Annotated in this window: 28 protein-coding genes; 12 read left to right on the top strand and 16 right to left on the bottom strand. The window is 43.6% G+C overall.

Features of this window, described 5'->3' with window-relative positions; translation table 11 throughout:
- The first annotated feature begins 8 nt into the window (after positions 1-8).
- A complete protein-coding gene (locus QM454_RS06745) occupies positions 9-236 on the top strand; it encodes a hypothetical protein (protein ID WP_432363152.1) in 228 nt (75 codons plus the stop codon).
- A 113-nt stretch (positions 237-349) separates the two neighbouring features.
- Here the strand turns inward: QM454_RS06745 and QM454_RS06740 are convergent, their stop codons facing one another.
- From QM454_RS06740 to QM454_RS06730, 3 genes are read right to left on the bottom strand one after another with little or no spacing between them, the layout of a single operon-like run.
- Positions 350-1,132 (bottom strand): ABC transporter permease subunit, encoded by a 783-nt coding sequence (locus tag QM454_RS06740; RefSeq protein WP_432363151.1) that lies wholly within the window; start codon positions 1,130-1,132, stop codon positions 350-352.
- Positions 1,129-2,028 (bottom strand): ABC transporter ATP-binding protein, encoded by a 900-nt coding sequence (locus tag QM454_RS06735; protein ID WP_432363149.1) that lies wholly within the window; start codon positions 2,026-2,028, stop codon positions 1,129-1,131. The genes QM454_RS06740 and QM454_RS06735 overlap by 4 nt, the downstream gene beginning before the upstream one ends.
- Positions 2,025-2,225 carry a PLDc N-terminal domain-containing protein gene (locus QM454_RS06730; RefSeq protein ID WP_432363147.1) on the bottom strand — a complete coding sequence of 67 codons (201 nt, stop codon included), beginning with the start codon at positions 2,223-2,225 and terminating at the stop codon, positions 2,025-2,027. The genes QM454_RS06735 and QM454_RS06730 overlap by 4 nt, the downstream gene beginning before the upstream one ends.
- A gap of 129 nt (positions 2,226-2,354) precedes the next feature.
- Here QM454_RS06730 and QM454_RS06725 point away from each other — a divergent pair, with 129 nt between their 5' ends.
- From QM454_RS06725 to QM454_RS06700, 6 genes are all read left to right on the top strand, one after another.
- Positions 2,355-2,618 (top strand): hypothetical protein, encoded by a 264-nt coding sequence (locus QM454_RS06725; RefSeq protein WP_432363145.1) that lies wholly within the window; start codon positions 2,355-2,357, stop codon positions 2,616-2,618.
- Between the two features lie 97 nt (positions 2,619-2,715).
- Positions 2,716-3,603: an EamA family transporter gene (locus tag QM454_RS06720; protein WP_432363143.1), complete on the top strand. Its 888-nt coding sequence runs from the start codon at positions 2,716-2,718 to the stop codon at positions 3,601-3,603.
- A 123-nt stretch (positions 3,604-3,726) separates the two neighbouring features.
- The gene (locus QM454_RS06715) at positions 3,727-4,254 is read left to right on the top strand and encodes an RNA polymerase sigma factor (RefSeq protein ID WP_432363141.1); all 528 of its coding nucleotides are present in this window, start codon (positions 3,727-3,729) and stop codon (positions 4,252-4,254) included.
- Positions 4,254-4,988 (top strand): hypothetical protein, encoded by a 735-nt coding sequence (locus tag QM454_RS06710; RefSeq protein WP_432363139.1) that lies wholly within the window; start codon positions 4,254-4,256, stop codon positions 4,986-4,988. Before QM454_RS06715 ends, QM454_RS06710 begins: the two co-directional genes overlap by 1 nt.
- 138 nt (positions 4,989-5,126) lie before the next feature.
- Positions 5,127-5,486, top strand: a complete 360-nt coding sequence (locus QM454_RS06705) for a hypothetical protein (RefSeq protein WP_432363137.1) — start codon at positions 5,127-5,129, stop codon at positions 5,484-5,486.
- Positions 5,487-5,550: 64 nt separating this feature from the next.
- Entirely contained in the window at positions 5,551-6,741 is a 1,191-nt protein-coding gene (locus QM454_RS06700) for an alanyl-tRNA editing protein (RefSeq protein WP_432363135.1), read from the top strand.
- 193 nt (positions 6,742-6,934) lie between these two features.
- Here QM454_RS06700 and proS read toward each other — a convergent pair whose 3' ends face one another.
- Positions 6,935-8,371, bottom strand: a complete 1,437-nt coding sequence (gene proS / locus QM454_RS06695; protein ID WP_432363133.1) for a proline--tRNA ligase — start codon at positions 8,369-8,371, stop codon at positions 6,935-6,937.
- Between the two features lie 386 nt (positions 8,372-8,757).
- On the opposite strand from proS, the gene QM454_RS06690 reads away from it, so the two are divergent.
- Together QM454_RS06690 and QM454_RS06685 are read left to right on the top strand one after the other, a co-directional pair.
- Positions 8,758-9,096, top strand: a complete 339-nt coding sequence (locus QM454_RS06690) for a zinc ribbon domain-containing protein YjdM (protein WP_432363131.1) — start codon at positions 8,758-8,760, stop codon at positions 9,094-9,096.
- 129 nt (positions 9,097-9,225) lie between these two features.
- Complete coding sequence (locus QM454_RS06685) at positions 9,226-9,654, top strand: GatB/YqeY domain-containing protein (RefSeq protein WP_432363129.1); 429 nt, start codon at positions 9,226-9,228, stop codon at positions 9,652-9,654.
- A 215-nt stretch (positions 9,655-9,869) separates the two neighbouring features.
- Here the strand turns inward: QM454_RS06685 and QM454_RS06680 are convergent, their stop codons facing one another.
- From QM454_RS06680 to QM454_RS06660, 5 genes are all read right to left on the bottom strand, one after another.
- The gene (locus tag QM454_RS06680) at positions 9,870-10,217 is read right to left on the bottom strand and encodes a hypothetical protein (RefSeq protein ID WP_432363127.1); all 348 of its coding nucleotides are present in this window, start codon (positions 10,215-10,217) and stop codon (positions 9,870-9,872) included.
- A 399-nt stretch (positions 10,218-10,616) separates the two neighbouring features.
- Positions 10,617-13,028 (bottom strand): heavy metal translocating P-type ATPase, encoded by a 2,412-nt coding sequence (locus tag QM454_RS06675; protein ID WP_432363125.1) that lies wholly within the window; start codon positions 13,026-13,028, stop codon positions 10,617-10,619.
- 123 nt (positions 13,029-13,151) lie between these two features.
- Positions 13,152-13,352 (bottom strand): copper ion binding protein, encoded by a 201-nt coding sequence (locus QM454_RS06670; protein WP_432363123.1) that lies wholly within the window; start codon positions 13,350-13,352, stop codon positions 13,152-13,154.
- A gap of 74 nt (positions 13,353-13,426) precedes the next feature.
- Entirely contained in the window at positions 13,427-13,714 is a 288-nt protein-coding gene (locus tag QM454_RS06665; RefSeq protein WP_432363121.1) for a metal-sensitive transcriptional regulator, read from the bottom strand.
- Between the two features lie 123 nt (positions 13,715-13,837).
- Entirely contained in the window at positions 13,838-14,275 is a 438-nt protein-coding gene (locus tag QM454_RS06660) for a Dps family protein (RefSeq protein WP_432363118.1), read from the bottom strand.
- 259 nt (positions 14,276-14,534) lie between these two features.
- On the opposite strand from QM454_RS06660, the gene QM454_RS06655 reads away from it, so the two are divergent.
- Positions 14,535-15,047 carry a methylated-DNA--[protein]-cysteine S-methyltransferase gene (locus tag QM454_RS06655; protein ID WP_432363115.1) on the top strand — a complete coding sequence of 171 codons (513 nt, stop codon included), beginning with the start codon at positions 14,535-14,537 and terminating at the stop codon, positions 15,045-15,047.
- A gap of 84 nt (positions 15,048-15,131) precedes the next feature.
- Here the strand turns inward: QM454_RS06655 and QM454_RS06650 are convergent, their stop codons facing one another.
- Both QM454_RS06650 and QM454_RS06645 read right to left on the bottom strand, forming a co-directional pair.
- Positions 15,132-16,058 (bottom strand): DsbA family protein, encoded by a 927-nt coding sequence (locus tag QM454_RS06650; protein ID WP_432363112.1) that lies wholly within the window; start codon positions 16,056-16,058, stop codon positions 15,132-15,134.
- Entirely contained in the window at positions 16,042-16,407 is a 366-nt protein-coding gene (locus QM454_RS06645; RefSeq protein WP_432363888.1) for a winged helix-turn-helix transcriptional regulator, read from the bottom strand. The genes QM454_RS06650 and QM454_RS06645 overlap by 17 nt, the downstream gene beginning before the upstream one ends.
- 137 nt (positions 16,408-16,544) lie before the next feature.
- On the opposite strand from QM454_RS06645, the gene QM454_RS06640 reads away from it, so the two are divergent.
- Positions 16,545-16,739, top strand: coding sequence for a hypothetical protein (locus tag QM454_RS06640; protein ID WP_432363110.1), 195 nt, complete (start codon positions 16,545-16,547; stop codon positions 16,737-16,739).
- A 100-nt stretch (positions 16,740-16,839) separates the two neighbouring features.
- Here the strand turns inward: QM454_RS06640 and QM454_RS06635 are convergent, their stop codons facing one another.
- On the bottom strand, positions 16,840-18,018 hold the full coding sequence (locus QM454_RS06635) for an IS256 family transposase (RefSeq protein ID WP_432357191.1): 1,179 nt from the start codon (positions 18,016-18,018) through the stop codon (positions 16,840-16,842).
- A 104-nt stretch (positions 18,019-18,122) separates the two neighbouring features.
- Between QM454_RS06635 and QM454_RS06630 the strand changes: the two genes are divergently transcribed.
- Positions 18,123-18,626, top strand: a complete 504-nt coding sequence (locus QM454_RS06630; protein WP_432363108.1) for a hypothetical protein — start codon at positions 18,123-18,125, stop codon at positions 18,624-18,626.
- A gap of 44 nt (positions 18,627-18,670) precedes the next feature.
- On the opposite strand, the gene wrbA is transcribed toward QM454_RS06630, so the two are convergent.
- The 4 genes from wrbA to allW all read right to left on the bottom strand — a co-directional run bounded on the left by wrbA (position 18,671) and on the right by allW (position 23,314).
- Positions 18,671-19,282, bottom strand: coding sequence for an NAD(P)H:quinone oxidoreductase (gene wrbA / locus QM454_RS06625; protein ID WP_432363105.1), 612 nt, complete (start codon positions 19,280-19,282; stop codon positions 18,671-18,673).
- 139 nt (positions 19,283-19,421) lie between these two features.
- A complete protein-coding gene (locus tag QM454_RS06620; protein WP_432363102.1) occupies positions 19,422-20,360 on the bottom strand; it encodes a ring-cleaving dioxygenase in 939 nt (312 codons plus the stop codon).
- Between the two features lie 180 nt (positions 20,361-20,540).
- Positions 20,541-21,860 carry an allantoinase gene (locus QM454_RS06615; RefSeq protein WP_432363099.1) on the bottom strand — a complete coding sequence of 440 codons (1,320 nt, stop codon included), beginning with the start codon at positions 21,858-21,860 and terminating at the stop codon, positions 20,541-20,543.
- Between the two features lie 17 nt (positions 21,861-21,877).
- Positions 21,878-23,314: an allantoin permease gene (gene allW, locus QM454_RS06610; protein WP_432363096.1), complete on the bottom strand. Its 1,437-nt coding sequence runs from the start codon at positions 23,312-23,314 to the stop codon at positions 21,878-21,880.
- Position 23,315: the final 1 nt, after the last annotated feature.

Genomic DNA, 23,315 nt, shown 5'->3' with positions numbered 1-23,315 from the left:
TGCTTTTATTGAATAAAAAGAAACCATTCACTTCAGACGATCGGAAAGATGCTGATGGCCGTTTCATGGACAATCCAGAGAATTTGCCGACCGACAAGCAAAGCATTTATGACATGCACGAAGATATGCAATTTGTCGATTCAATCCCACTGGAGGATGTACGATTGGAAGTACTTGAAGAAAAGCATCATCATGATACGAAAAGCAGCTCATCTAGCGTGGAAAAATATAAATAGACAAAAAAGTAGAGGCGGAAAATTATCACTCCTTCCCTCTACTTTTTGTTACATTTTACTGTCGCCGCATGTCGAAATTCCCCGGGAAATGTCAGTATATATCGATAGCCATGTCAGACTAATGTTTTAGCAGCATTCCTTTTCGCCATATACATACCGAATAGGACAAGCAAAACGATAAGGATGACCGTTAGTCCAATACTCATCCAATAAGCCGACTGATCTACAGGTGCACCAAATGCACTCGATGCATATGTGCTCAATTTCCACGGCGTCACCGTCCAGTACGCTCCAACGACTCCATCAATGACTTGAAAAATAAGCAAAATGAAGATGGAGAGCCCCGCAGTGGCGCCCGTTGATAACCATGCACTGAATGCAAGGACAACAGTTACAGCAAAAACGAGCCACAAACTATATATGCCTAAAAAAGCAAAGACTTCCCCAACCGCCACAGGATTAAACAAAATGCGGATGTAATACCATGCCGCCATAAAACCTAACCATACACTTGCCAATACAATCGCATTGACGACAACCCATTTACTAATGAAATAGTGACCAAACGACATAGGTCGTACGTATAAAAGTGTCGCCGTTCCCGTTTTCCGCTCACCCGAGATGGATCCCATGAAAGCGAGGATGATAATTAGAATACCGATTAATTGATATTGACCTATTAAGGAAATGAAAATGTCCTCCCCCCGGAATTCCGGCCACGTAAATTCTGCCCCTTCCGGTAAGTTCCCGACACTTTTCATAATTTCAGGGAGGAAATGGTTCGTAATTGGCTCGATCACTCCAAAGATGACAAACACAATCGGAATCCAAAACAGTTTAAAGGTGCGGACGTTTTCACGCCATTCCTTGTGCAATAAAACGTTAAGGCTGCTCATTCCTCCACCACCTTCATGAAGATTTCTTCTAAGCTTGCAGTTTGCAACTCCAACTTCCGAATATGGAGAGATTCTGTATGCAGCAACGCTAAAATTTCAGGCGTTCCGATCCCTTCCTCGGCAGCATTGATGGACACTTGCTTCTTATCCATTGTGACCGCCCAAGGGGATATAGCGGAGAACCTTTCAGCCTCTCCGACCGACTCAAACTCGATGAGAATGTGAGGGTTGGCGTACTTTTCCCGGATCGTCTCAAGTGATCCGTTTTCAACAAGAACGCCTTTTCGAAGAAATAGTAGCTGGTCAGTCATCTCTTCGGCGTCGTTCAAAATATGGGTTGAGTATAAAATTGTCGTTTTCTGTTGGAGTTCCTTCAATAAATTCATCACTTGCCGTCTGCCGACTGGGTCGAGCGCTGATACTGGCTCATCTAACAAAAGCAGCTCTGGACCGTGGACAATTGCTTGTGCCAATCCGAGTCGCTGCTTCATCCCACCGGAAAACGTTCCCGTCCTTTTCTTCATGGCGTCCCCGAGGCCGACGAACTCAAGCGTCTTTTTCGCTTCCGTCAACGCTTGCTTTTTTTCGACACCACTCAACACGGCTGCCATTTCCGTGAACTCAAGTGCTGTCAGCCAAGGAAAGAATTTTGGATATTGGGGAAGATATCCGATAGAAGCCCGAATGTCTGGCTTCGGCTCCCCTCGGAATAAAATGGACCCGCTTGTCGGTGTAATCAGTCCGGCAAGCATGGACAATGTCGTCGTCTTCCCTGCCCCGTTCGGTCCGATTAATGCCGTCGATGTTCCTTCCGCCAAATCGAATGAAATTGAATCTGCGGCTTTGTCGCTCCCATAAGCCTTTGTTAAATTAGTTACTTCCAGCAATCGGGTCATGCTTGCTTCCTCCCGAAGATGAAATATACGATTGGGCCAAGGATGCCGAGAAGTAATATGATGAAAATCCACATGATGAATGGCCCGTTCGTCCGTTGATGACGGATGACATCAACTAAAGCGACAATCATTAGGATAAATTGAAGTACAAGTACTGGAAAAATAAGATTCCAAGGTATGTTTGCAAGCTCAGACATAAACGTCACAACCTTTCTCTTTGTTATAGTTTAAGTATAACACCATTGTTATACATTGTATATAACAAATTCTGTTTTTTGTATAAATTAAAGTTAACGGCAATGGCTTTGAGCGTGGGATGCATCACTTTGGACGCGGAACGCTTCACTTTGGACGCGAAACGCTGTACTTTGAGCGCGGGACGACTCGCTTTGAGCGCGGAACGCTGCACTTTGAGCGCGGGACGACTCGCTTTGAGCGCGGAACGCTGCACTTTGAGCGCGGGACGCTGCACTTTGAGCGCGGGACGACTCGCTTTGAGCGCGGAACGCTTCACTTTGGACACGAAATGCATCACTTTGGGCGCGGAACGCTTCACTTTGGACGCGAAACGCTGTACTTTGAGCGCGTAACGCTGCACTTTGAGCGTGGGACGACAGCGCATGAACGCGCCTCCGTACGGATTTCCCCTATCCGTGTTATACTATTGCGTGGACTGGAGGACGTTAGATGAAACCATGGATGTATCCGCTGTTCGTCATACTTGGGGCGTGCAGTTATGGAATTCTTTCTTCAATTATTAAATTGGCCATTGCGGATGGGTTTACAGCAGCCCAAGCAGTGACAAGCCAATACTATACTGGCTTTATACTTGCCTTACTCATTTATATTTTCACCCATCGAACACTTCCGAAATTCGGCGGAGGTTTTACGCTTGTACTTGCTGGTCTATTAACAGCGACTACCGGAACAGTTTACGGGAAAGCCGTCAGCTTGATGCCTGCTTCCCTTGCTGTCGTCATGCTTTTCCAATTTACGTGGATTGGCATGCTTTTTGATTGCATCGCTCGTAGGCGGCTTCCGAAACGGATTGAAGTCATTTCATTACTGTTTTTATTCGGAGGCACAATTTTTGCAGCAGGTGTCATTGATGCCGATTTGAGTGGCATTCCATGGCAAGGATGGGCTTGGGGGATGGCTTCGGCCGTTACTTTTTCTGCATTCCTCATGATCAATCAGCGACAAGTGGAAGGGATGGACATGCTCACAAGGCTTCTATTCATGTCATTCTTCGGTGCCATTGCCATCACGTTTTTCCAAGCGCCGGAAATTGTCTGGGACGGGACATTGCTAGACGGTTTATGGATATATGGCCTGATTTTAGGGGTGTTTGGCATTATCCTACCGATTCTGCTTTTCTCTATCGGTATACCGAAAGTTGGTACAGCGATGGCGTCGATTTTAAGCGCGATTGAGCTACCCGTCGCAGTTACGGTTTCGGTTATTTTATTACACGAGCATATGACCGTTATGCAAATTGTCGGCATTGTGATCATCTTAATCGGCATGACGTTGCCGAGCATTGCTAACCGACGACTTCGTTTGAAAAATACTTGAGCAAGTTCCACATCACTTGAAGTAGTGATGTGGTTTTTTTGTTGTCCCGAAAACTTTTCGGCAAAACTGAGGGTATATATAGTAAGAGCAACAAATTCGGTTGTTCTGAAAGGAGTGTGCCGCGTGCAGCAGGAAAAGTGGGTTCGGAAAATACGGATGGGCAATCAAGCCGCTTTCCGGCAATTTTATGAAGCGTATGCGGGTCCAGCAATTCGGACAGCGAGCGCAATTACCCGTAACCGCGAAATGGCGAAAGATGCGGTGCAGGAAACGTTCATCCGGGTTTACCGGCAAATCGGAAGCTTCAATCCAGCATTGCCTTTCGACCCTTGGTTTTATCGGATATTGACAAATGAATGTCTTCGTTTAATGAAAAAAGAGTCCCCTCTTTCAACTATTGAATCGGTTGAAAACGATCTTTCCCTAGCAGAGGAATCTTTCGATCAGTTGACGGAGCTTTACGACGTCATTCAAGCATTGGATGACTCTCACCGGATTCCCCTTATTTTAAAGTATATTAAAGGGTTTACCGAAAAAGAGATTGCGGAGATCTTAGGGTTGAATCAAAACACAGTCAAGTCGCGATTATTCAAAGGAAGAAAACGATTGAAAGAGCAGCTGGAGCCTAATCGAGAGGAGGATATGTCCTAATGAGCAAATTTGACGAGCGAATTAAGAAAGAGCTTGAGCAACAGACCGACGTAGACGTGCGTGAACTGAAGGACGACATTTGGAATACTATTAACGAGGAATTATTCGAAGGGAGGCGGACAGTAGTGAAACGGAAAAAACGATGGATGCCTGCTTTGCTCATTACAGCGGCGGCACTTGTCCTTGCATTCACCTTGCAGACTGAGCCCGGGCTTGCGCTAATTAAAGGAATTAAGGACATGTTTGCCCCTGAAAAGGAAATTATCCAAAGCATTGAAGGACAAGATGAGCCGACAGAAGTTCACTTAAATGAAGGAAGAAATTCCGAGTATATTATTTACGTGGATGAATCTCGCTACAAAATGATCAAGGGAGAAGACGCCGATATTATTACGACGATTGAGCCTCTTCCTGAGAAGTATCCGGAAGTGAGTATGGAAATTAGGCAATATCCAACCGACAAGCCGGAAACGCTTGTGAAGGAAATCGAAGAAAAGTTAAAGGTCGAGTTCCCGGATCTGCGGGACATTGAAACTGTGTCAGAACCTGTCGAAGGTTTCTGGTTGCACGGTTTGACTGAATCGACGTGGGATGGAAAAGTCATTGATGTGTACGTCATTAGTAACGGCAAAGATGGGAGCTTTGTCATTACTAAGAAGTATTTCCTTGAAGCGGCGGAAGGTCATGGCGCAAGGTTTTATCATATGCTACAGAGCTTTGAAATTATCGAATGAACGGATTTGTTAGAGGGGGGAGCCTATACTCCCCCTTTTTTTATATAGGTATAAAAGTAGATTCTCCAACTCTTATGCATATGTTATAAGAATATAGGGTATAAATTGCACTAGTAGATAGCAAGGAGGTTTTTGTGGATGGATATGATTATTACCGTTTTTGATACGCTCATTGTTTTATTATATATAACGTTAATTGCGTTCATTACACCTTTCACAATTGGGTATTTCAAAAGAAGGAACTACGATATTTTCATACAACTGCTGCCAATTAGCTTCATCGTTTTTGTTAGTAGTATAATTATTTCGATGGGACTTGGTGGATTCAAAGAGTTACTGTTTTTCAAAATTACGAGTATCGTTTCAGTCGTTCTTCTAGGGTTCCTATTGTTCTTAACGTTGGCGATGAGAGTTTTGTGGAGAGATAAATACGATCTGTTAGTCGAAAGGATTCTGTCCTTTCGTGAAAAAAATGAACGGAGCTTCTCACTGAAATAAGTGGGAAGCCTTTTTCTATTTGTTGTACACTGTTAATAAATTATTCATGCTAGGAGACAGGGCTATGTTAAAGGACCGCATTTATTACGAAAATGCTTATAAAAAGACGTTTAGAGCACGGATTGTTAGTGACGGGGCGGATTCTGCTGGGCGCCCCTACGTCGTATTGAGCAACACAGCGTTTTACCCTACTGGTGGCGGGCAGCCGCATGATACGGGAACGATTGAAGGGGTTCAGGTGATCGATGTGGAGGACGTGGATGGTGAGATCCGCCATTTTCTTGATGAAGAACTTCATTCTAAGAAGGAAGTGGAAGGTGCAATCGATTGGGAACGTCGCTTTGACCATATGCAGCAGCATGCGGGGCAGCATATATTAACGGCAGCCTTTGTCCGGCTTTTCGATTTTCAAACAGTCAGCTTTCATTTAGGCAAAGGGCTTGTTTCCATCGATTTGGATGTGGAAGACGTGACGGCGGAGCAATTGGCGGCTGCGGAAAAACTTGCGAACGATATCATTTTGGAAAACCGTCCGATTGAAACGAAATGGGTGACGGAGGACGAGCTTTCGGAGTATTCATTGCGTAAACAATTGGCTGTGACGGATGAAATTCGGCTCGTCATTATACCGGATTTCGATTACAACGGCTGCGGAGGCACGCACCCATCCTCGACCGGGCAAGTTGGATTGCTAAAAATCATCTCTACTGAAAAGCAAAAGCAGAAGGTCCGTGTCCACTTCGCTTGCGGCGGCCGGGTTCTTCAGCAATTGCACCGGAAACACGAAGAGTTGTCAGCTGCCTCCAAATTACTAAGCGCTCCTGAAGATGGTGTTAGTAGTGCAATCGAGCGACTATTAACTTCGCATCACGCATTGGAAAAATCATTGGAAATCGCCAAGGAAGATTTGCTGTCTTTTGAGATAGAAAACTTATTGGATAATAGGAATGGAAGCATTGTAAGAGCTTCATTCACGGATCGAACGGTGCAAGAGCTGCAAAAATTGGCACGGATGATTGTCGCAGAGGATGATTCGGTCATAGCCCTACTCGTTGCTGAGAATGAAGGCCGCCTCCAGTTTGTCGCTGGGAGGGGCGCATCCGTCGGGACGAGCATGAAGTTAGTTACCGCGGCAGTTTTGCCACATCTTAACGGAAAAGGTGGCGGAAACGACGCATTTGTTCAAGGCGGAGGCGAACGGACGATGACTGCTGAAGAATTGTTGAATGTGATGGAAAATGCGATTGTGAATTGATTGATGTGAGACTCCTCCTGAGTTCGGGAGGAGATTTTTCGTAGGAGTGTTATCACCGACTCATCGGGGTTTATCACCGACTCGGAGCACTTTACCACCGACTCTCCATTTTTCCAGTGTTTTTCATGGCGAATTCCATGCAAAAAAGCCGCCCCGAGGAATTCCCCAGGGCGGACTTTATTCATTCATATAATTAATATGCTCTTGCAAACCAAACCGTATGCTTCGCGTCTTTTCCACAATTGATGCACGTGGACTTTTCAGCCGGTGGATTGAAAGGAATGTTACGTGTCGTGAACATCGTTTCATCCTTCACATGCTCCTCACACGCGTCATCGCCGCACCAGCCAGCTAGGATCCACCCAGGGATTTCTCCTTTTTCCGCTGAATCTGCGATATGCTTCTTCAGTTCCTCAATCGTGTCGATATGCGTGTGGGAATGCTCCGCACGGAATGCACGCGCTTTTTCAAGGAGGCGCGTTTGCATCGTTTGCAATTCTTGCTCAATGCTTTCGACGATATTTGCCAAATCGACAGCGACTTTCTCGTCTTCATCACGTGCTTTCATTAGCGCCTGATTGTTTTCCAAATCACGTGGTCCTAGTTCAACACGAACTGGAACACCTTTTAGCTCCCACTCGTTGAACTTGTAGCCTGGAGACTGATCAGAATCATCAAGACGTACACGGATGCCCTTCGCTTTCAATTCAGCAAATACTTCATCCAGCTTTTCCATAATTGTAGGGTTCTTCTTCCAAGGACCGACCGGAATTAACACAACTTGCGTCGGTGCGATACGTGGTGGCAATACAAGCCCTTGATCGTCCCCGTGTACCATGATGACAGAACCGATTAGACGTGTTGACGTTCCCCATGATGTCGTATGGACAAATTCATGACGGTTTTCTTTCGTCAAATATTTAATGTCGAATGCTTCCGCAAACTTCGTACCTAAATAGTGGGACGTACCCGCTTGAACCGCTTTCCCGTCCTTCATCATCGCTTCGATGGAATACGTGTCAACCGCACCCGCGAAACGCTCAGATGGCGTTTTTTGTCCGTCATAGACCGGAATTGCTAATAGTCCTTCTACGACTTCTTTATAAATGTTCAACATTTGCATCGTCTCTTCGCGTGCCTCTTCTTCATCGACATGCGCCGTATGCCCTTCTTGCCATAAAAACTCAGAAGTTCGAATGAACGGCAATGTTCTCTTCTCCCAACGGAAAACGTTCGCCCATTGGTTAATTAACACCGGAAGATCGCGATAGCTTTTAATCCAATCGGAATATAGGTGGCCAATCATTGTCTCGGAAGTCGGGCGCAATGCTAGACGCTCTTCTAATTGCTCGCCTGCAGCTTCCGTCACAAATGGAAGTTCAGGGGAGAATCCTTCGATATGATCTTTCTCCTTTTGGAAGAACGACTCAGGAATCAACATCGGGAAGTACGCATTCCGGTGCCCGGTCTCTTTGAAACGCTTGTCCATTTCAGCTTGGATATGCTCCCAAATTTCGAAGCCATCCGGTTTGAATGCGATACATCCGCGGACAGGTGTATAATCCATTAAATCCGCCTTTTGAATTGTGTCAATATACCATTTTGAAAAATCGTTTTTCTGATTACTCATCTTGATTTCCTCCCTATGCATAATAAAAAGCGCAAAGCTGTCCTATAAAATAAGGACGTCTTTGCGCTGGATAGACGTGGTACCACCTTTATTCGGTCTAGCGATGCTAAACCCTCAAACGTTTTATAACGAAAACGACCCGGTCATGTTTTGCATGACATCTCCGTGGTAGGGTTCAATGAAAAGCGGTGGTACGGCTCTCAGTATTGCGCCATACTTTCTGTTTCACAATTTTCATCTACTTGGCCACTTCTACGATTCCATATTGCTTATAATATAGCAAATACTTGAGATTTATACAAATGCAGATTGTTTTGTTCTTGTGACTTGGATTAATTTTGTTCTCTGTTATTATGAAAGATATTAATGGATGGAGGAATCATGTTATGAGTAATTTACCAAACTGCCCGAAATGTAATTCTGAATACACATATGAAGACGGAAATCTGTTCGTTTGCCCTGAATGTGCACACGAGTGGACATTAGAATCCCAAGAGGAGGAAGCTGAAGCGACTGTCGTTAGAGACGCAAATGGAAATGTCCTAAACGACGGCGATACGATTACGGTCATCAAAGACTTGAAAGTGAAAGGCAGCTCTTCCGTTGTCAAAATGGGGACGACGGTGAAAAACATTAAGCTGGTCGAAGGCGATCACGATATTGATTGCAAAATCCCTGGATTTGGCGCAATGCAATTGAAGTCGGAGTTTGTGAAGAAAATCTAATTTGATTCAGCGGATTTTTCCGACCCTAATTCCTGTAAGTTGCATTTCATAGTCGCCTCCACGTATAATCATTAAACAAATTCGAGTGAGTTGGATGCATTCGATCTATGAAAAGAGGCGATTTGAACGATGTTAAAAACAACTGTGTTTGAACAACTAAAGCAGGCAATGAAAGAGAAGGACGTCCTTTCGAAAGGTGTGCTGACACTTTTGAAATCCGCACTTGATTCAGCTGAAAAAGAAAAAGGCTCCGCTTTGACAGCAGAAGAGGAAGTCGCGATTGTAAACCGTGAAATCAAACAGACGAACCAAGCGTTAGAAGGCGCGGAAAAAGCGCAGCGTGAGGATTTGATTGAACAGGAAAACAAGAAATTGGTCCTACTTAAATCCTTCCTGCCTAAGCAATTAAGCGAGGAAGAAGTGAAGGCGTTGCTGACAGAGGCAGGAGTTGCGAGTGGAATGAATATGGGAGACGCGATGAAAATCGCTAAACCGCTCCTTGCCGGCAAAACGGACGGCGCGACGATGTCGAAAGCTGTGAAAAGCCTTATACAATAAACAGTAAAGCCCATCCGCTAATGGTAACAGGTTCGGTTGATGGGGAGAAAAGTGCAATTAACAACGAAAATAACAGGTTAATTAGCACATATTTCAACAGTGGAATAGCCATATGAAAACAAGTAAAAGCACTCAGAAATCTGAGTGCTTTTTAGCGTAATATTCTACTATCCTTATTGAACTAAAGCACCCGTTAGTTGAATAGGAATTTAAATTTAACTATAATATTCCTTTAGATTTCCATTGTCCCACTCTTCGAAAAGATCGTGTGGATCCAAACGCTTGTTTAATGTAGCAACAGTCATAATCACTTCTTTTGCCTTTTTTTCATCAACTGAAAGTAGATGAATTGCTGATATATATCTTACATAAATATTAGGGTGTTGTAGCAAATGATATAAGGATTCTATACCGTTAGGGTGCCTCTTGAGAAGTTTGAAATTTTTGTACTGTTTATCATATAGCTTATTTGTTTTTCTAGGATTAACTACAACTTCATATGCTGATACCCCATAAAGAATTGCAGAATCAATACAATTTCCAATAATATCTTCTAATTTCATATTCCACCTCTTAGTTGTTTCTATACCATTATATTTCTATATCCTTGTTCAACTAACCTGCTCCGTTAGTTGAAGAACATAATTTCTTAATCTTCAATATATTTTAACATAGATTTCTCATCTTCCTTCTATATTTTTCCTTCCAATATCCAATTAGCAAGTGTTTTAACAAGTGAATTAGCAGAAGCACATAAATTTATGTGCTATTGTTAATCCCTGCGCTAATTGCCGTTCCATTTCGTCTATATAAATCATCTAAACGTTGATATAACAACAAAAATAGGGACACCAATTCGTATGCGAATTGAGTCCCCAATTGCTATGCTATTTAATGTTTTCTCCCCGTGTTCCGAACCCGTTACGCTAATGGATGGGCTTTTTTTCTTTACGAAAATCCAGTTATAGTTTCACTCGTTGAAGCCTAAGTGCGTTCAGAACGACCGACACCGAACTAAATGCCATTGCCGCGCCCGCTACCCAAGGGGCTAACAGGCCGAATGCAGCAACAGGTATGCCGATCGTATTGTAGAAGAAGGCGAAAAACAAGTTTTGCTTAATGTTGCGCATCGTTTTTCGGCTCATAATGAATGCGTCTGCAACACTGTTCAGATCGCCACGCATTAACGTAATGTCAGCCGCTTCGATCGCAATATCCGTGCCGGTGCCGACAGCCATTCCGATGTCCGCCATAGCGAGTGCCGGTGCATCATTAATGCCGTCGCCGACCATTGCAACTTTCTTCCCTTGTGCTTGGAGCTTCTTAATTTCATCGCTTTTCTGTTCAGGGAGTACTTCTGCAATAATATGCGTCAAGCCGACTTCCCGTCCGATTGCTTCAGCAGTATGTCGATTATCGCCTGTCAGCATAATGACGTCGAGACCGAGCTCCTGCATTCGTTGGATGGCCACTTTGGACGTATCTTTCACGGTATCGGCAACCGCCACGACGCCAGCAAGCTCTCCATCGATTGCAATGAGCATCGCCGTTTTTCCTTCGTTCTCCATCATCTCCATTGTCGTTTCAATGTTATGAAGAGCAACGTCACGGCTGCGCATTAGTTTTCGAGTACCAGCAAGCAATTGCTTTCCAGCAACTTTCGCTTCGATTCCGTAACCAGGAAGCGCTTTGAACGTTTCTACCTCGATTAATTCAATCCCTTTTTCTTTGACGCCTTTGACAATCGCTTGCGCCAATGGATGCTCGGATTGGTTTTCCGCAGAAGCTACTAATTGCAAGACATCTCGCTCGCCGAAGCCGTCAGAGACGATGACATCCGTCAATGCCGGTTCGCCTTTCGTCACTGTTCCCGTTTTATCCAACACGACTGTGTCGATGGAGCGGGTATTTTCAAGATGTTCGCCGCCTTTGAACAACAAGCCCATTTCTGCAGCTCTCCCGGAACCTGCCATGATCGATGTCGGCGTCGCTAAGCCGAGCGCACATGGACATGCAATGACAAGAATGGAAATGGTCGGGATAAGCGACGACCTAAAGTCGCCCGGTGTGACGGCAAAATACCAGATGAAAAACGTCAAAATGGCAATGCCGACAACAATCGGAACGAATATGCCTGAAATTTTATCCGCCAGCCGCTGAATTTCCGCTTTAGAACCTTGTGCTTCTTCAACGACTTTGACAATTTGCGACAATGCGCTATCTTTTCCGACTTTCGTCGCTTTAATTTGTAGTGAACCATTTTTATTAATCGTTGCCCCAATGACAGAGTCTCCGACAACTTTATCGACAGGGATACTTTCACCTGTAATCATCGATTCATCAACTGCCGATTGGCCGGTTAGGATTTCTCCGTCGACTGGGATTTTTTCGCCCGGTTTAACGAGGATCAAATCACCCGCTACAACGTTTTCGATTGGAATTTCTTGCTCAACGCCATCCTTTAATACGCGCGCTGTTTTCGCCTGCAGACCGAGCAATTTCTGAATCGCCTCGCTCGTCTTCCCTTTTGCTCGTACTTCGAACAACTTTCCTAGGACGATGAGCGTAATAATGACAGCAGAAGCTTCAAAATAGAGCTCTGCTTCACCGACACTGCCCGCGTTCATCCATTCGAACGATAAATAAAGGCTGTAAAAATATGCTGCACTCGTTCCTAAAGCTACAAGGACATCCATATTAGCGCTTTTATTTCTTAATGATGAGTAGGCACCTTTATAGAACTGTGCCCCAACAATAAATTGAACAGGTGTCGCAAGTACTAACTGTACCCATGGATTCATTAGAAATGCCGGCAAATAAAGGAACGAAAGAAATTCAAAATGTGCCACCATCGTCCATAATAACGGCAACGTGAGGATTGCGGAAAAAATAAATTTCCGTGTCTGCTTGTTAATTTCCTGCTCTTTATGGTCCATTTTTTCCTTGCCGTCTGACTTGGCAATCAATTCAAACCCCATTTTCTTTACGTTCGCCTTCATTTCATTAGGGTCTGTTTGCCCACTATCATAGTCGACTGTCAACGTTTCAAGCGCAAAATTGACAGTAGCGTTTGAGACGCCTTCCATTTTATTAATACGTCTTTCGATTCTTGCTGCACATGCCGCACACGTCATTCCCGTCACGTCAAATTCTGCTTTATCTTGAATAACTTGAAAGCCTAGCTTTTCGATTCTCGCTCTGAACTCGTCGACATTTGTCACTTCCGGGTCGAAAGAAACTGTGGATCTTTCGAGTGCAAAATTCACATTCGCCTTTTCGACACCTTCTATTTTGGATAAACCCTTTTCAATCCGGTTAGCACATGCAGCGCATGTCATCCCGTCAATTTTCAAGGTCTTTTCAATTGTCGCCACTTGTCTCCCTCCTATACTGGGTGGGGGTATTATTATTCTAAAAAAGAAGGATTATACAACAAAGTATAATCACTTCAACCGCTTAATACCCCCGTATGGTGTTAGCGGCATACACTCAATCAATCAAGCAAGATCAAAGCCTTGCTCTTCAATCGTTTCTTTTACTTTCTGTAATGTCGATTCATTTTCAAACTCAATCGACACTTCTTTTTTCCCTAAATCTACTGCAACTGCAGAAACGCCGGATAAGCTACCAACGCTTTTTTCAATCGTATTTACGCAATGTCCGCAAGACATGCCTTCTACCTTTAGTACTTCTTTCATGTTAAACGAACCTCCTAGCTCATTGTCATGTTCAATATACCATACCCCTCGAAGGTATGCCAAGAATAAAGAGATTATTTCGTCAGTGTTTTCATAACACTCATCAACTCTTGAATAGCCGCCTCGCCATCTTGCCCTTTAATCGCGTTCACGACACAGTGATGCGTATGATCTTCTAATAAGGCAAGGGAAACCTTGTTCATTGCCGATTGGATTGCACTGATCTGATGGAGGATATCGACACAATAGCGGTCGTTCTCAATCATTTGATGAACGCCTCTCACTTGGCCCTCTATCCGTTTTAAACGATTCAATAGTTGCTGCTTGTTTGGTTGGACTGTTTTCTTATTTGTTTCTGACATACGTATCACCCCCGACTCATATATACCCTATACCCCTATTTTATCACCGTTATTGCGGAAGAGCAATCGTTAACAAAAATAAGCGTCAGTGAATTGAATCACTGACGCTTTTTCAAGTTTCCGTTATTCTCCTAAATAAGCAGAGAGCATCCAAATATGAATGTCGAGCTTTACTAATAAACCGACAGCGAGATCATTAATTGCATCGTCTCCGTGCTGCTCTGATAGTTCAGCCAATGCCTTTAGCTCTTTTTTCAGGTGCTTGTAATCATCCGCAAGGCTTGCAACCATTTCTTCTGCATTGCTTTCGCCTTTTGTCTCTTCTAACGTCGCAATGGTTAAGTATTCCTTCATCGTCGCAACAGGCGTTCCACCAATTGCAAGAAGTCTTTCTGCTACCTCATCGACAACGCTTGCTGATTCATTATATAGTTCCTCAAATTTTTCATGAAGAGTAAAGAAATGCGGTCCTTTTACAAACCAATGATAACGGTGTAACTTCGTGTACAAGACACTCCAGTTTGCAATTTGAACATTTAGTGCTGAATGTAATTTTTCCATTTGTTAAAACCTCCTCTAGCTCTTACGTTAATTATAACATATATAAAATTATAGTCAATGTTAATTAATAATTATTATAAACTAATCAATACACCTTTATTATGAGCTGAAATTGATTTTATATACGATGCCTTAAATTATAACCTCGAAAGATGAGGATAACGTGAAGGATTCGTCAAACACAACTAATTGATATAAAATTACAAGGAAAAGAAAACAACATATTGGACGAGAAGAAATTAGAAGGAGGAGGTTTCAAATGGAACAAAACAAACAAATCACCGTTTACTGGACGCTGTTGAATCATGGGCAATGGAGTATATATTTGGCAGCGACAACTGAAGGACTTTGTTACGCGAGCCCGCACGACGCCCCATTCGAGGAACTTGTCACATGGGTGAAGAAACGACTTCCTATGTATCGTCTATTAGAAGATAGGAATGTCATGCAACCATATATAGTTGAAATGGTAGATTACTTGGATGGAAAGCGGAAAGAGTTTACTATGCTGCTCGATCTGCGTGGAACACCGTTTCAACAATCCGTATGGAAAGCTCTACTAGAAATACCGTTTGGACAGACCGTTTCTTATTCCGATATTGCAGAACGAATTCAAAATCCGAAATCGGTGCGCGCAGTTGGAGCTGCAATCGGAGCCAATCCTCTACTGATCACCGTCCCGTGCCATCGCGTTATCGGGAAAAATGGCAAATTGACTGGATTCCGAGGCGGTTTGGAAATGAAAAAGCAGTTGTTGGCACTTGAAAAATAACGTTAAAACCTTACAGGATAGAAAATAGCCCACTTAGGTGATGAGATGCTTAAGTGGGCTATTTGTTATGAGCAAGTTTGAAATTTATTTCACTCGAATGTACTTTTCACCAAGCAGGCTATTAACCGTATAAGCATCCTGCGGCAATTGTTGCTGTGCAAATGCCTCTACTTCGCTTTTATCAATCGAATAAAATTCTTCAATTTCGCGGGAGAACAATAATTTTTCCTCTTGAAGCAATTGCTCTAACCCTGAAAGTTGCTTCGGTTTTATTGTTTCATCCTCTAGCAATCGTTGCAGTCCGTTCGCATAGTCTTCCAACGTTCTTGCACCAACGATCCGCACACCTTTCTTCTCTTCATTCATCATGACGATTGTCGGGAAGCCGCGAACACCTAACTGACGGACGAGTTGGAAGTCTTCGTGCAATTGAGTGTCAGCTTCCGGGAGTTTAGATTGATAAACAATCGCCTCTCCATCTAGCCCGACTTGATTGACAATATCGATTAGAACATCGTCTTGCGCAATGTTTTTATTGAATGCAAATAGCTCTTCTCGTGCACGGCGTAAAAATGTGTTCGCAAGCTCAGGATGTTTTTCTTGGACCACTTTGTATACTCGTGATGGAATGAAAGATGATGCAATCGGGTTATCGTACCAAACCGTTCCGTCAATCGGCATCCGTGAATGTTCGCCGACTTCTCTCCAGTGACCGGCAACATCAGAAGGCCCTGAAATTCCGTTGCTAACGTCTGCGAAACCATCCCACTTTTCAAGCAATCCTCCCATTAGCGTATGCATATTGAAGTAATGACCGTACTGATGGACAAACTTTCTAAGAACCGGTTCAAGCGCCCAGCAATGCGAACAGATTGGATCGGTTACATAATAAAGGTCAATGGACTTTTCAGGTGCTGACAAATCGATGAATTCCATTGCCCCCGTGTCATCTCCGGCAGGACCACAAATCCCTGTTTCCATATCACATACCATATTATTGTTTTTGCTCATTTTCATTCCCCTTTTCTTTTGTATGATTATCTAAATCAAGTTCAATATGTTGCTGCGCCCAAGCGTGAACTGGTTCCAAAGCAATAGCGAGTTGTTGTCCTTTTTCGGACAGATGATACGAAATGATGACAGGTGTTCCTTCTGTCACTTTTTTTATGACTAATCCATGCTCAGCGAGTTCGGTCAATTTTAATGAAAGCGACCGAGGGGTAATATCCGGCAAATCACGCCTCATTTCGGAAAAGTGGGCAGTGAACTCATTCCGATTCGACAAATAATGAATGATAAGCCCATTCCAACGTCTTCCTAATATTTCAAAGCACGATTCTAAATAGGGACATACTTTAATGAGTATCACCTCCAGCAATTATTTTCAGTATACGATAGTATAAAAAGTATATCAAGTATATAAATTATTTATTACGCATTGAAATAAGTCGAGTATGCATCGGCGGGATCGCCACTTTGGACGCGCGAGGCCTTGCTTTGGACACGGGACGTCTCACTTTGAGCGCGGGACACCTCACTTTGAGCGCGGGACGCCTCGCTTTGAGCGCGGGACACCTTACTTTGAGCGCGGGACGGTACCGTCAAGAAGTATGTGTAAGTACAACGCAGACTGTTAAGCAGATTTTACTTGGAGGGGCGGACATGTTAGCCTTGGCAGGCGAGGCCAGCTAATTACTATAGCTGGTATCATGGCCTGTTCACATGTCCGCAGAGGCTCCATGTCAAATCTGCGGTCTACGTACAAGCATCCTTAAGATCAACCTATAAAGTTTTAATTAATATTACCGTTGCCATACCGATCACTAAACATCTCCATTAAGGCAGTATGAGCCGAAGCAAATTCAGAACTCATCCTTTTACCCCATTTTTCGTTGTAGTCTTGCGCGACTAAATAGACTATTTTTTCGACAGCTTTTTCACTTGGCAAACTGTTCATAGTCTTGGTGCGTTTTTTTATTTCCTTTATAGTTCTTTCGATAATATTGGTTGTATAGATTTGGCTTTGAATAACTTTGGGATAAGACATGAATGTAAGTAAAACACCAAGATCCTCTTCCCAGGATTGGACCACTTTCGGATACCCTTTCTTCCACTTTTCTCTAAAGTCTTCGAAGGACCTAAGCGCGTCTTCCTTAGTAAGTGCCCGATAAACTTTCTTCAAGTCTGTCATAATGGGCTCCTTGTCCTTCTTACGAACAGAAGAAATAACATTTCTCACTTTATGAACCACGCAGCGCTGCACATCTGCCAGTGGATAGACCTCTTTAAACGCCTGTTCCAGACCAGATAATCCATCGAAAACACCAAGCAATACTTCTTCTAACCCACGGCTTTTGAGACTGGTCAAAATGTTTTTCCAGCCTACTGCACTTTCATTTCCACCCACAAAGAAATCTACGATTTCTCTATAACCATCGTCCCTGACTCCAACAATGACATATACAACCTCGCTTGCAACGTCTTGCCGGCGGAGCTTTAGGTAGGTGCCGTCCAAATAAAGCACAGAATATCTATTGTGAAGTGAGCGTTGTTGCCATTCCAAAATATCTTCCATGACCACGTCCGTGATGTTACTGATCGTTGTAGCTGAGTAGTTGTTCCCCAGAATCCTTTCGATAAATTGTCCAACTTCCCGAGTGCTAAATCCGTTCTGGTACATCGTAATGATTGTTTCACCCAGCCACCTTTCACGCCTTTGGTAAGGGTCGAAAAGCTGGGTGCGGAAATGTCCCTCGCGATCTCTAGGGACTGCCAAGTCTTCTATACGGCCGTATCTTGTATCGAGCATGCGCGAATAATATCCATTCTTACTATTCTTAAGCTCAGGATGTTCTACTTCGAAGAAGTTTTTCATTTCCTCTTTCATAATTGTTTCAAGATTATCCTGGACAAATTGCTTGACTAACTCCTCCATTTGATTAGAAAACAGATTATCGATTATACTAGACATAGATAGTGCATCCTCCTTGGTTTTTGTAGTGATTAACCTTGAGGATGCCCTATCTTTTTTACGTTTACACAGACTATTGTACGTCACCCGCGGGACACCTTACTTTGGGCGCGGAACGCCTCACTTTGGACGCGGAACGCCTCACTTTGGACGCGGAACGCCTCACTTTGGACGCGGAACGCCTCACTTTGGACGCGGGACGTCTCACTTTGAGCGCGGGACGCCTCGCTTTGAGCGCGGGACACCTTACTTTGAGCGCGGGACACCTTACTTTGAGCGCGGGACACCTTACTTTGAGCGCGGGACACCTCACTTTGAGCGCGGGACGCCTCGCTTTGGGCGCGAAACGCCTCACTTTGAGCGCGGAACACCTCGCTTTGGACGCGGAACACCTCGCTTTGGACGCGGAACGCCTCACTTTGGACGCGGAACGCCTCACTTTGGACGCGGAACGCCTCACTTTGGACGCGGAACGCCTCACTTTGGACGCGGAACGCCTCACTTTGGACGCGGAACGCCTCACTTTGGACGCGGAACGCCTCACTTTGGACGCGGAACGCCTCACTTTGGATGCGGAACGCCTCACTTTGGACGCGGGACAGCTCTAAAAAAAACGGGGTTGTCCAGACTTGGACAACCCCTCAACATACGCTTATTGATTTCCTTTTTTAACCCATTCTGCTACTGTAACTGTCCGTTTTGCTTGGTGTTTAACTGCTGCTTGCACGTCTTCAATCATTTTACCGTCTTGTCCGACTGTTACACTTGTCCCGTAAGGATTTCCGCCCGCTCCAAAGATAACTGGATCGGTGTAACCTGGAGGTACAATAATAGCACCCCAATGCATCATAGAAGTATATAAGGATAATAATGTAGCTTCTTGGCCACCATGGGGATTTTGTGCAGACGTCATAGCACTCACTACTTTATTCACTGTCTTTCCACTCGCCCATAGTCCGCCTTGAGTATCAAGGAATTGCTTCATTTGCGAAGGCATATTTCCAAATCGGGTCGGGACGCTGAAAATGACTGCATCTGCCCATTCAATATCATCTGAAGTTGCTACGGGAACGTCTTTTGTTGCTTCGACAGTCGATTTCCAAGCTTCATTTCCTTCAATTGCTGATTGCGGAGCTAATTCTTGTACTTTCAAAACTTTAACGTCAGCACCTGCTTCTTTTGCTCCTTCTGCTGCCCATTTTGCTAATTGATAGTTTGTACCGCCCATACTATAAAAAATGATAGCTAATTTGATATTCGACATTTTTTCCATCTCCTTTGATTTTCCGAATAACCTCGCGAAAAAGCCCATACTTGCACCCGCTTCTTTAGTAATTTCAAGCACAGTTCTACTTATTCCCATTTCGGAAATGTTTTAATCCGATGGAAGGTCGATTCACAAGTCAATCAAGTTCTCTCACCTGGATCGGTATCAATTTACGTTCTAGTTGCTCTCTATATTTTTCGTATTGAACAGGCAACATTAACTGCTCTCCCATCGTTTCAAGTGACTCATCATGGGCAAACCCAGGAGGATCTGTTGCAATTTCAAATAAAATTTCTCCATGCTCCCTGAAGTAAATCGCGTTAAAGTAATTTCTATCTTGCACCGGCGTTACCCCATATCCAAATTGTTCAACATGTTTCTTCCATTCAAGCTGATCTTGATCATCGTCAGCTCTCCAAGCAATATGGTGAACGGTGCCGACACCCATTCGGCCATCCCCGGTCGTCGTCATTTTTACATCTATTACGTTCCCGATATCGCCAGATGAACGGAATCGAACGATATCCCCTTCTTCTCCAACTTTTTTAAACCCCATTACGTTTTCCAATAACTCGGTTGTTTGCTTAGGTTGTTTGGATAAAAGCGTTGCTCCACCAAATCCTTTAATTGCTGTTTCAGCAGTAATTCCGTCAAACTCCCAGGAGTTCTTTTCCCCTTCTGCTCTTTCCACGATTTCAAGGTGAAGACCATGCGGATCGTCAAATGCCAGGATTTCCTCCTCAAAACGTTGTGACATTGTAAAAGGGATGTCAAATCGTTCTAACCTATTTTTCCAAAAAGCAAGCGCACCTTCTGGAATGACATATGAAGTAACTCCTACTTGACCATCCCCTATGACGCCTTGACGAGCTCCTGCCCACGGAAAGAATGTAATAATCGTTCCTGGTGTACCTCGTTCATCTCCAAAGTAAAGGTGATACGTACCCGGATCATCAAAATTAACGGTCTGTTTTACTAGACGTAAACCTAACACCCCGGCGTAAAAATCTATATTTTCTTGTGGGTGTCCTACAATCGCTGATATGTGATGGATTCCTTTCGTTTTCTTCATCATCACTGCTCCACTCCTCATGTTTAATACTTTATCTCATAAATATATTATCTTGAATTCAAGATAATAGTATAACGACTAGTACTATTTGTCAATCTGTTGACTAACACTCATCTTTCATTACAGAAAAGAGATGCAAAAAAGTCATTCGCTTTTCTGCATCTCTTCAATCGGTTACATCACCTATTGCAATTGTCCATTCTCGAACACTACTTTACCGCCAACAATTGTCGTCTTTACTTTCCCTTTAAACGTCATCCCGACGTAAGGCGAATGTTGATGACGGTAAAATAAATCTTCCTTCTTCAATTCAAAGCTTTCATTCAAATCGACAAGTGTTAAATCTGCATCGTAATCGACTGCAATCTTCCCTTTCGTTGTTAGACCAAATAATTTTGCCGGGTTTGTTGCAGTTAACTCGACAATTTTTTCTAATGGGAGATTCCGTTTAAAATGACCTTCCGTCAACAGAATGTTCAACGTGGACTGCGCTCCGGAAATTCCTCCCCATCCATCAAATATATTATCGGTTACTACTTTCATTGATGCGGGTGCCGGGGAATGGTCGGAGGCGATGACGTTAATTTCTCCGTTTGCAACTGCCGCCCATAAGTCGTCCACTTCTTCCTGATCTCGTAACGGAGGGGCGCATTTAGCGATTGCCCCTTGTTCTTCTAAATCTTTTACTGTCAATGACAAGTAGTGCGGGCATGTTTCAACCGTTATATCGACACCTCTTCGTTTCGCATCATTGATCACTTCCACGACTTGACGGCTACTTGCATGCACGATATGGAGTTTACAGCCCGTCAGTTCTGCATAGGAAAGAATTCTTCGGACCGCTTCAATTTCCGAAATGATTGGTCGCGAATTAACATAATCTCTCGCTGATACTTTGCCTTGACTTATATTTTCTTGCGCCAGTTGTTCACACATGACTGTACTTTCAGCGTGAACGGCTAGCAAAGATCCTAAAGATGCAATCTCTTTCATTCCCTTATAAATTGTTTCATCATCCACGCTATGAAAATCATCAATTCCACTCGGTGACATGAATGCTTTGAATCCGATGACACCATTTTCATGAAGTTCCCTCAAATCGTCTACGTTTTCAGGTACTAACCCGCCCCAGAAATAAGGATTTACAATAGACTTTTCCTCTGCGGCTGAACGCTTTAGCGCTAAATTCGCTTTATTAATTGTCGGAGGTGTACTATTCAGAGGCATGTCAAAAAACGATGTCACTCCGCCAGCAGCTAAGCTTCTGCTTCCTGTCTCCAACCCTTCCCATTCTGTCCTTCCCGGTTCGTTAAAATGGACATGTGTATCAATTAAGCCGGGAAGGATGTGAAGTCCTTCAGCGTTAATTTCTTTATCCGCTGTTGCCTCAAGCGTCTTGCTAACTTCCATAATTTTTCCGTTCTTTACGGCGATATCTCCTTGAACAATTGAATCCGCCGTAACAATCGTTCCATTTTTAATAAGTACATCATAATGAACCATATTCCATTCCTCCAGAATTAACTTTCTATCACTTTTAATCTTCTGCGCATTTCCAGCACACTATAAAGTATAAACGCTGAAATAATTCCTACAAACCACGACATTTCATATAACGGTTTAAAGAAGGAGACGAAATTACCGATTAGACTGAGCACTCCTGCAACAGCTACTGTTATGAGCGCATTTTCATTAAAACCGTTTGTATAATTGTATTTTCCGTTCTTCGAATACAATTCACTCAAGTCAATTTCTGTTTTTGAAACGACGAAATAATGGGCGAGCATAACGCCTGCGATTGGTGCTAATAAACCGCCAATAATATTCAGGAATGTAAAGATACTCGTAGCGTTTTCCATCAACTTCCAAGGCATGACGAGAACACCAATAACAGCAGCAATTGTTGCACCCGATCTAAACGTCAGCTTCTTCGGAAACAACGATGCCAATTGGTAACCCGCAGGAACGATATTACCTGTCACATTCACCGATAATGTCGTTAAGCACAGGGTTAGGACCGATGCGGCAATTGCGAACGTGCTGTCAAATCGAGCAACGACGTCAAGCACATTCCATATAGGCGTTCCAAAGGCAATTTCAGAGCCTACAATAATAGATATACTTGCGACAGCAAACAATAAATAGGTTACAACTAAACCGACTGTTTGACCAATCGCCTGATTCTTTGTAGAGCTAGCCAATCTCGTGAAATCGGACACATTGACAATCGGCGCTGCCCAAGAAGCAATGATTGCAGTAATTGCCGCTATGAAGAGAACCACTTGGTTTCCACTCGTCCCTGTACTTGTATAGGCTAAGATGGGACTAATCCCTCCCGCCAATTTAATTGCCCAGATCGCCATTCCACCAAAAACAACATAAACAATTGGAGAAAGGATATTTGTAAACTTCCCGAGAAAATCCATTCCGCCATAAATTAAAACGACGTTGAACAGCCAAAATATGATAAATGAAAGTAACGCCGGTAACGATAATCCTAAAAGACTCCAATTTCCACCTAACATTGAAAATGAAGGCCAAAGCTTCGCAATCAGAATAAACAATGCTTGGCTTCCTGCATATGTTTGAAATCCGAACCACATAATTGCGGCGATGACCCCTCTTATTATCCCCGGAACCATTGCACCCTTCGTTCCAAAAGATGTACGAATGAGCATAGCAAAAGGCAACCCATATTTGGATCCAGCCGAACCATTCAGCACCATGACAGCCGATAACATAATGGACGCAATCATAATTGCAGCGAAAACTTGTCCAACAGACAACCCAAGAGCAAAAAGCCCGCCTACAGCAATATAATTCGGTATATTATGTACGGCTCCCATCCAAACGGACATAAAATTTCCGATACTCCAGCTTCGTTCCTCCGGCTTTGACGGCAAAATATCATCGTTGACGCCTTCTATTTTTAATTGCTCTCGATTGAGTTCTTCCAAT

The sequence above is a fragment of the Sporosarcina sp. UB5 genome (assembly GCF_050859005.1).
Classification (GTDB): domain Bacteria; phylum Bacillota; class Bacilli; order Bacillales_A; family Planococcaceae; genus Sporosarcina.
This window is presented reverse-complemented; position numbering and strand designations above follow the sequence as displayed.

Bases quoted from the DNA above. Each gene is read 5' to 3' on its own strand.
- QM454_RS06740 (WP_432363151.1), bottom strand. From the start codon at position 1,132: ATGAGCAGCCTTAACGTTTTATTGCACAAGGAATGGCGTGAAAACGTC.
- QM454_RS06735 (WP_432363149.1), bottom strand. From the start codon at position 2,028: ATGACCCGATTGCTGGAAGTAACTAATTTAACAAAGGCTTATGGGAGC.
- QM454_RS06730 (WP_432363147.1), bottom strand. From the start codon at position 2,225: ATGTCTGAGCTTGCAAACATACCTTGGAATCTTATTTTTCCAGTACTT.
- QM454_RS06720 (WP_432363143.1), top strand. From the start codon at position 2,716: ATGAAACCATGGATGTATCCGCTGTTCGTCATACTTGGGGCGTGCAGT.
- QM454_RS06710 (WP_432363139.1), top strand. From the start codon at position 4,254: ATGAGCAAATTTGACGAGCGAATTAAGAAAGAGCTTGAGCAACAGACC.
- QM454_RS06705 (WP_432363137.1), top strand. From the start codon at position 5,127: ATGGATATGATTATTACCGTTTTTGATACGCTCATTGTTTTATTATAT.
- QM454_RS06700 (WP_432363135.1), top strand. From the start codon at position 5,551: ATGTTAAAGGACCGCATTTATTACGAAAATGCTTATAAAAAGACGTTT.
- proS (WP_432363133.1), bottom strand. From the start codon at position 8,371: ATGAGTAATCAGAAAAACGATTTTTCAAAATGGTATATTGACACAATT.
- QM454_RS06690 (WP_432363131.1), top strand. From the start codon at position 8,758: ATGAGTAATTTACCAAACTGCCCGAAATGTAATTCTGAATACACATAT.
- QM454_RS06685 (WP_432363129.1), top strand. From the start codon at position 9,226: ATGTTAAAAACAACTGTGTTTGAACAACTAAAGCAGGCAATGAAAGAG.
- QM454_RS06680 (WP_432363127.1), bottom strand. From the start codon at position 10,217: ATGAAATTAGAAGATATTATTGGAAATTGTATTGATTCTGCAATTCTT.
- QM454_RS06670 (WP_432363123.1), bottom strand. From the start codon at position 13,352: ATGAAAGAAGTACTAAAGGTAGAAGGCATGTCTTGCGGACATTGCGTA.
- QM454_RS06665 (WP_432363121.1), bottom strand. From the start codon at position 13,714: ATGTCAGAAACAAATAAGAAAACAGTCCAACCAAACAAGCAGCAACTA.
- QM454_RS06660 (WP_432363118.1), bottom strand. From the start codon at position 14,275: ATGGAAAAATTACATTCAGCACTAAATGTTCAAATTGCAAACTGGAGT.
- QM454_RS06655 (WP_432363115.1), top strand. From the start codon at position 14,535: ATGGAACAAAACAAACAAATCACCGTTTACTGGACGCTGTTGAATCAT.
- QM454_RS06650 (WP_432363112.1), bottom strand. From the start codon at position 16,058: ATGAGCAAAAACAATAATATGGTATGTGATATGGAAACAGGGATTTGT.
- QM454_RS06635 (WP_432357191.1), bottom strand. From the start codon at position 18,018: ATGTCTAGTATAATCGATAATCTGTTTTCTAATCAAATGGAGGAGTTA.
- wrbA (WP_432363105.1), bottom strand. From the start codon at position 19,282: ATGTCGAATATCAAATTAGCTATCATTTTTTATAGTATGGGCGGTACA.
- QM454_RS06620 (WP_432363102.1), bottom strand. From the start codon at position 20,360: ATGATGAAGAAAACGAAAGGAATCCATCACATATCAGCGATTGTAGGA.
- QM454_RS06615 (WP_432363099.1), bottom strand. From the start codon at position 21,860: ATGGTTCATTATGATGTACTTATTAAAAATGGAACGATTGTTACGGCG.